At 56.6% G+C, this 7,676-nt stretch carries 6 protein-coding genes; all 6 read right to left on the bottom strand.

The features are described from left to right. Nucleotides 1–194: 194 nt before the first annotated feature. The 6 genes from BLW49_RS06300 to BLW49_RS06325 all read right to left on the bottom strand — a co-directional run bounded on the left by BLW49_RS06300 (nucleotide 195) and on the right by BLW49_RS06325 (nucleotide 7,559). The gene (locus tag BLW49_RS06300) at nucleotides 195–1,109 is read right to left on the bottom strand and encodes a transposase (RefSeq protein ID WP_090723741.1); all 915 of its coding nucleotides are present in this window, start codon (nucleotides 1,107–1,109) and stop codon (nucleotides 195–197) included. A gap of 581 nt (nucleotides 1,110–1,690) precedes the next feature. Continuing rightward, nucleotides 1,691–2,653 carry an ABC transporter ATP-binding protein gene (locus BLW49_RS06305; protein WP_090723742.1) on the bottom strand — a complete coding sequence of 321 codons (963 nt, stop codon included), beginning with the start codon at nucleotides 2,651–2,653 and terminating at the stop codon, nucleotides 1,691–1,693. Next, a complete protein-coding gene (locus tag BLW49_RS06310) occupies nucleotides 2,650–3,627 on the bottom strand; it encodes an ABC transporter ATP-binding protein (protein ID WP_090723744.1) in 978 nt (325 codons plus the stop codon). Before BLW49_RS06310 ends, BLW49_RS06305 begins: the two co-directional genes overlap by 4 nt. A 78-nt stretch (nucleotides 3,628–3,705) precedes the next feature. Further along, a complete protein-coding gene (locus tag BLW49_RS06315; RefSeq protein ID WP_090723745.1) occupies nucleotides 3,706–4,977 on the bottom strand; it encodes a M20 family metallopeptidase in 1,272 nt (423 codons plus the stop codon). 29 nt (nucleotides 4,978–5,006) lie between these two features. Then, nucleotides 5,007–6,611, bottom strand: coding sequence for an ABC transporter substrate-binding protein (locus tag BLW49_RS06320; RefSeq protein WP_177178659.1), 1,605 nt, complete (start codon nucleotides 6,609–6,611; stop codon nucleotides 5,007–5,009). A gap of 51 nt (nucleotides 6,612–6,662) precedes the next feature. Next, nucleotides 6,663–7,559 (bottom strand): ABC transporter permease, encoded by an 897-nt coding sequence (locus tag BLW49_RS06325; protein WP_090723749.1) that lies wholly within the window; start codon nucleotides 7,557–7,559, stop codon nucleotides 6,663–6,665. Nucleotides 7,560–7,676: the final 117 nt, after the last annotated feature.

The following is a 7,676-nucleotide window of genomic DNA, read 5'->3' on the forward strand; positions in this document are numbered from 1 at the left end:
TTAGGGGAGGTGAAACAGACCGGACAAGAGATCAAGACAGGAGATCAAGGATAAGACGCGAAGGAAACGAAAAGACCATGATTTTGCTGTAGCCTGAACCCTTCAATCTGCAGCAACGCCCGCACTGTTCATGCTAATCCCTACCCATTAAGTTGATCTGCATCAAGTAACCCCCACCGTTCTAGCGTCACGAATCAGGCCGCAGCCGCAAGGGGCTGATTCGGTCGGCGCCCGATCAGCCGGCGGTAAGGGATCGCCGGAATCGCCACACACATGCGCAGTAACTTCTGCCGCATCGTTTCTTCCGCTCCGGGCAGTCCTTCGGACAGGCGCAGCCGGCGGCGTCCGGTGTACTCGTTCAGGTACGCCTGCAGATGCTTCAGTCCCAAGGCTCCATACGTACTCTTCAGCGATTCCCACGCCTCTCTCACCACTTTCCGCAAGGGCGTATACAGCCGAAAGGCCTGAGGGAACAACTGTACCGCCAATGTACGGACATCCACGTGCCCGTTGATGAACGCATCGAGTTCGTGACGGTTCGCCCTTTTTTCGCCTCCCCGCTTATGCGGTACCAGGCGGATTTTGACCTGCTCCGGCTCGCCCGACTCCGTGACCGTGCAGCCGGCTACGACCGCCGAGGCATACGGATGCGAAAGCTGACACCGGGACGGATCACGCCCATACTGATCGCTGTTCACCTTCACGTCTCCAGAGAGCAGCTCCCGGGCATCGAACTCCCCCACGGCATGGCGTATTCGGTGCAACATTGACCAGGCGGTCTTGTAGGCGACCCGGATCACCTGGCGCAGCCGCAGCGCCGAGTTGCCGCCCTCAAGCAGGAATAAATCCAGGGCCTTGAACCACTTGAGCAGGGGGAGATGCGTTCCTTCAAAAATCGTGCCGACCAAAGGCGATGTTTGATGCTTGCACTTTCCGCACTCGAATAAGGGGATGTGCCGGGAAGTCAGGCGACTGCACCGGGTGTGAGCGCAGCGCGGGCAGACGAAGCCGTTTGGCCACTTCATCGCGATTAGCGCTTCCATGCAGTCCTGCTCGCTGTTAAAACGGCTGCTGAATGGCTGAAGTTCCGTTCCCGTATTGACCTCCATGTTTACTCGCCCCCGAATCTAGAATATACGAACATAAGTTCCATTTATTTCATTATACCAAACGTGCGTTCCCTTATCAAGCCGAAAATCTCACCTGAACCGCCTCATTTTTTCCTCATCTTTTTTGTGTTTTTTCTTCTCTTTTTTTTGGAACCCTTGACTTGCTCTAGCCCCACCCTCTGCTCCCCGCTCCTGAATGATGGGGATAATCGTGCTAAGGCAGGCAGTAGGCAAAAGACACCAAGACACGAACGCTTTAAATGGTCCCTTTAAACAGCCCCCTCACCTGGCGTCGATTTGTGACACTGCTCGAAACGGCTACGGTGCAAAAGGTAGATCCGCTGATCCCACCGGATCGTGTCGCCTCTAATCGTTGACGCTTCCTCCGGCAATGGATTGCTGCTTTACCCGGCTACATCAAGGCATGTCTGCCGATTTTTTGCTGCGAAAGTTAAGTTATAAGTCTATAATCTAAAAAAAACCGCCGGTACCAAAACCGGCGGTTCAAACATTTAAGCGACATCCTCAGACGTACGCCTATTCCACTTCTCTACTATTGTATACGTTCATCTCCGAATCAGTTATACAAGATGGCAAGCGGCCTGCCGGCCGGAAGACACGTCCCTTAACGCGGGGGGCTCCTTGCGGCAGATATCGGTCGCTAGCGGGCAGCGGGTATGGAACGCGCAGCCGCTCGGCGGATGCTCCGGATTGGGAACATCGCCGGTAAGAACGATTCTTTCCGGACGCTGTTCCGGGTTCGGCACGGGCACGGCGGACATCAGCGCCTTGGTATACGGGTGCAGCGGGGCCGCAAACAGCTCCGCCGTCGGCGCCAGTTCGACCACTTTGCCCAAATACATCACCGCGACACGGTCGCTGATAAACTTCACCACGGACAGGTCGTGGGATATAAACAGATAGGTCAAGCCAAACCGGTCCTGCAAGTCCTGCATCAGATTCAGCACCTGCGCCTGAATCGACACGTCCAGCGCGGATACCGGCTCGTCGCAGACGATAAACTTCGGGTTCAGCGCCAGGGCCCGGGCGATGCCGATCCGCTGCCGCTGGCCGCCGGAAAACTCGTGCGGGTAACGGTCAGCGTGATAAGGCGACAGCCCGACGACCCCCATCAGTTCGGCCACCCGGTCCTTCAGCTCGCTGGCGCTGCCGGGACTGTGCGTGCGGAGCGGCTCCTCCAGCGTTTGCCGCACGGTCCAGCGCGGATCCAGCGAAGCGTAAGGATCCTGGAACACCATCTGCATCTGCGTGCGCATCTGCCGCAACTGCTCCGGGTTCAGCGCCCGCACGTCGGTGCCGTCAAACCGGATTTCGCCGTCCGTCGGTTCGATCAGGCGCAAAATCGCCCGCCCCGTCGTCGATTTTCCGCAGCCGGACTCGCCGACAACGGCGAGCGTTTCCCCCCGCTGCACCGACATCGTGACGCCATCGACCGCCTTCACCGAGCCGACCTGTTTGGACAGCAGTCCTTTGCGGATCGGGTAATGCTTTTTCAGGTTGCGTACTTCAAGCAGCGTACTCATAGACTGGCCTCCTGTTCAAGCAGACAACGGCACAGATGTCCGGGGGCGATCTCTTTAAGTTCCGGCTCCGCCTGTTCGCAGCGTTCGACCCGCATCGGGCAACGGGGCGCGAAACGGCAGCCCGAAGGCATTTCGAGCGGGTTCGGAACCTGTCCCGGAATCGACTTCAGCCGGTCGGCGTCCCCCGCCAGCTGCGGCAGCGAAGCCAGCAGGCCGCGGGTATAAGGATGCCTCGGCTCCCGGAACAGCGTCTTGACGTCCGTCTCTTCCACGACCTGGCCGGCATACATAATGACGACGCGATCGCACATTTCCGCCACGACCCCAAGGTCGTGGGTGATCATCATGATCGATGTTCCTTCTTTGCTCTGCAAATCGCGCATCAAATCGAGGATCTGCGCCTGAATCGTCACGTCGAGGGCGGTGGTCGGCTCGTCCGCGATCAGCAAGCTCGGGTTGCACACCATCGCCATGGCGATCATCACCCGCTGACGCATGCCGCCGGACAACTGGTGCGGATATTGGTCGAATATTTTTTCGGGACGGGGAATCCCGACTTTGGCCAGCATCTCCACCACACGCCTACGCGCTTCCTGTTTGCCGATTTTCAAATGATAGCGCGCGGCTTCGGATACTTGCTTGCCGACTTTGAATACCGGATTCAGGGACGTCATCGGCTCCTGGAAAATCATCGCGATGCGATTGCCGCGAATTTGGCGCATTTCCCTGCGCGAAGCGGTCAGCAGGTTTTTGCCTTCAAAGCGGATTTCCCCCGCCGCGACACGGCCTACCCGCTTCGGCAGCAGCTGCATGATCGACAGCGAGGTGATGCTCTTCCCGCATCCCGATTCTCCGACGATCCCAAGCGTTTCCCCTTTGCGCACCGTAAAGCTGACGCCGTCCACCGCCTTGATGACGCCTCCCGGCGTCGTAAACTCCGTGCGGAGGCCGGAGATCTCCAGCAAATTGGCCATCCTGGTCCCCTCCTTTGCCAAAAAACTTCAATGATAACTCTTCAAGCTCGCCGTCCTGCTATTTCCCGTTATTTCCTGCTATTCCTCATCGACTCCCAAATATTTCAGGGCCGTGAGCGCGTACACTTTCGCACATTGAATGATTTGCCAAACCGGGGCCTTCTCATTGAAATTGTGGATCGTGGACAGCTCCGCCGGACCGTACTGCAGCACCGGGATTTGATGGGTACGGAAATGGCGGGCGTCGCTGGAAGCCCATTGCAATACGCCGTATGCCTCCTCGCCGCTAACCTCGGAAATGCTGTCCACCAGATGGCGGACAACCGGCTCCTCCGGCGGCGTCCAGTTGGCGTTACCCTGAAAACCAAACGGTTTAATTTCCGTTTCGATCCCTGCGCCGAGGAGCAGCGAATGAGCCCGTTCCATCACCTCGCGGTAATCCACGCCGAACGGCACGCGGGAGTCGACCTGCACGGTGCAGCGGTCGGCTACGACATTGACCTTGGTGCCGCCTTGAATCGTTCCGATATTGACCGTAACATGATCAAAAACTTGATAAGCCAGGCCCTGACCTTCCCGCTCTTTCGCGTACTCCTTGGAAATCTCGATGATTTCCTTCACTTCGTCCGGTATTTTAGGCTCGATATCCCACAGCCGCTGCAGCGCCTCGATGCCTTTGGCCGCTTTGACGATCGCGCTCTCGCCGACGATCGGCGACAGGCTGCCGTGGCCCGGCGTCCCTTCCACGGTGAACTCGAACCAGCAGCTTCCTTTCTGTCCGATCGTCGGATTCAGCGGCCCCGAAGGCTCGGCGATCACCGCCGCGGAGCCTGTGATCAAGCCGCGTTCCAAAACCCACGGCACGCCGAGATGGCCGCCCGTTTCTTCGTCCGGAACAATGAGCAGCGACAGATCGCCTTGCAGCGGCACGCCCAGCTTGGCCAGCAGCGCGGTGGCAAAAATAAGGCCGGCCAGTCCGCCTTTCATGTCCGAAGCGCCGCGCCCCAGCATGTAGCCGTCGCGAATTTCCCCGCTGAACGGATCGAAGTCCCAACGATCCAGATCTCCTGCGGGCACCACATCGGTATGCCCGCAAAAGATCAATTTTTTCCGGCCGTTGCTCGAAGCCGGTTTGTATTCCGACACCAGGTTCAGCATCTGTTCCGTCGCCGCGTGAATGTCCGTCGATATTCCCGCCCGGTGCAAGTAGTCAATGATAAAAGCGCTGATTTCACTCGAGTCGCCGGGCGGATTTTCCGTCGGAAACTGGATCAGTTTCGAGCAAAGCTCAAGCAGCTCGTCCTGCCGCGCGTCGATTTCCTCAAGTACTTTCGTTTTCCAGTCTGTCACAAGGCGCCACTCCTTTTTCTCCGTATAAATCAGTTCTTCGACAACGGATAGAAGCGAATGACTTCATCCGGGTAATACACATAGCCGCTCACTTTGCTGTTCATGCCCACGATGCGGTTGTATTCGTACAGATAGAGCCACGGCGATTCGGTCGTAATGATTTCCTGCGCTTTAGCGTACAGTTCGTTGCGTTTGTCCAGGTCCGGCTCTAGGTTGGCCTGCTCCCACAACTTGTCCACTTCGGCATTGCTGTAGTTATGGTAGTTGGACGATCCTTTGCTGTACATCAGAAAGCCGAGGTGATAGGAAGGATCGTTGACGAAAGACGTCCATTTCGAAATGTAGGCGGTCAGGTTTTTCTGTTTTTGCATTTCCAGAAATTGCGCGCGCGCCACTTTATTGATGTTCATCGTTACGCCGATTTTGGCCAGTTCCGCTTGAATGAGCACCGCGTCGTCTTCCCAGTCTTGGAAGCCCGAGCCCAGCGTCAGGTCAAATGTGAATCCGTCCGGATAACCGGCCTCCGCCAAGAGTTGCTTCGCTTTTTCCAGATTGTGCTCGTAAACGTAACCTTTGTCGGTGAATCCCGGCGTATTGCTGGCCACGGAGCTTTTCATGATTTTCGCCTGGCCGTGCATAACATCATTGATCAGCTGATCGTAAGGCACCGCGTAGGCCATCGCCTGGCGCACCTTCACATTATCGAAAGGCTTGACTTTGTTGTTCAGCGCCAGGTACAAAATCCGGTTGCTGGCATTCGACTTAACGGCTAACGCGCTGTTGGCTTCCAGGCTGGCCACATCTTTCGGCGGAATTTCAATGGCCATGTCGATGTCCCCTTTATCGAGCAGCATCACGCGGTTCGAAGCTTCTTTGGTGAATTTGAGCGTGACCTTGTCCAGTTTGGGAGCGCCTTGCCAGTAATCTTTGTTGGCCGTCAGCACCGCTTCGCTGGCCGGATCCCATTTCTCCAGCAGGAACGGACCGGAACCGGCCGTGTTCGTGTTCAGAAAGTCGGCGGGTTTGCCTTCCATGGCCACGTCGTCAACGATGGAGAAATTGTACAAAGCGATGATTTGCAAAAACATATGATTTGGTTTGTTAAGCACCATTTGTACGGTGGAATCGTCAAGCGCGGTTACCGATTTGATGTCCGCCATTCCGTACAGGAAGCTGCCGGAGTTGGAATTTTTCACGCGGTCAAACGTATAAACGACCGATTTTGCGGTGAGCGGATTGCCGCTGTGGAATTTGACGCCCTCCTGCAGTTTAAACGTATAGGTCAATTGATCGTCGGACACTTCCCATTCCTTGGCCAGCATCGGCTTAATATTGTCGGTGTCGGCTACATCCGCCCCGTCGACGTTTTTCACCCCGTAGGTGACAAGCTGGTCGTAAGCGGCGATAACGAACGTGTCGGACGTAAGGTCGCTGGCTTCCGCCGGATCGAGGGTCGCGCCCCCTTCGGAAAAAGCGACGGTCAACGTCCCGGAGCCGCCAGCCGCCTGGCCGGACGTTTCATTTTGCCCTTTGGAATTTCCTTCGGCTGCCGGAGGATTGGCTTTCGGAGCGCATCCGGCCAACACTACGCACAGCGATACCAGCGCCAGAAAATATTTCATGCCTGTCTTCATCACTCGATCTCTCCTTTTGTTTTATTTTTATATGGTCAAGAAAATAAACCCCTATTTACCGGACCGCAAGCGCGGGTCCAAAATATCGCGGAATCCGTCGCCCAGCAGGTTGAAACCGAGAATCGCCGTGGCGATGGCCAAACCGGGGAAAGTGACAAGCCACCATTCGCCCGAAATGATATATTCCCGGCCCTCCGAAATCATGGCCCCCCATTCGGCGATCGGCGGTTTCACCCCGAGGCCGAGGAAGCTTAAGCTGGCCGCGGTCAAGATCGCAAACCCCATGCCCAACGTCGCCTGAACCAAAAGCGGAGCAAGGGCGTTCGGGAGAATATGCTTAAACAAAATGACGCGATCCTTGACCCCGATCGACCGGCTGGCTTCCACGAACTCTTTTTCACGCAGGGAAACGGTTTGTCCGTACATCAGCCTGGCGAATTCGGGAATCCCGACGATTCCGACCGCGATCATGGCGCTGGATAAACCGGCCCCCATGGAAGCGGCGATCGCCATGGACAAAACGAGCGATGGAAAAGAAAGCAGCACGTCCATCACGCGCATAATGATCGTTTCGGTTTTTCCCCTGTAATAAGCGGCGATGCCGCCCAAAGGAACACCGATCACAAAGGAGATTCCCACCGCGATCAAGCCCGTCCAAATGCTGATTCGCGCCCCGTAAAGAACACGGCTGAAAATATCTCTCCCGAAGTTATCCGTACCCAGCCAGTGGGCGGCGTTCGGCGGCTGCAATTTGGCGGCGGTATCCGGCACGTAAGGATCGTACGGAGCGACCCACGGCGCAATGATCGCGGCGATCGTCCACAAGAGGATAAACGTCAAACCGATGGTCGCCAGCCGGTTGCGCAGCAGCAGCCGCAGGAACGTGGCTTTGCGTGCTTTGGCCGGCTGAACCGGAGATTCCGCCGTCATCGTCGACCCGGCAGACATGGCATTTCCCCCTTTCTCTAATCTAGTACATGATGGCGTAATTATCCAGTCACTAAATAGGGCTTGCTGAACGCCCCGAAAAGCTGTAAAAAATCGCATAATAACAAGGGATTCGGG

This window comes from Paenibacillus sp. PDC88 (assembly GCF_900106725.1).
GTDB lineage: Bacteria > Bacillota > Bacilli > Paenibacillales > Paenibacillaceae > Paenibacillus > Paenibacillus shunpengii.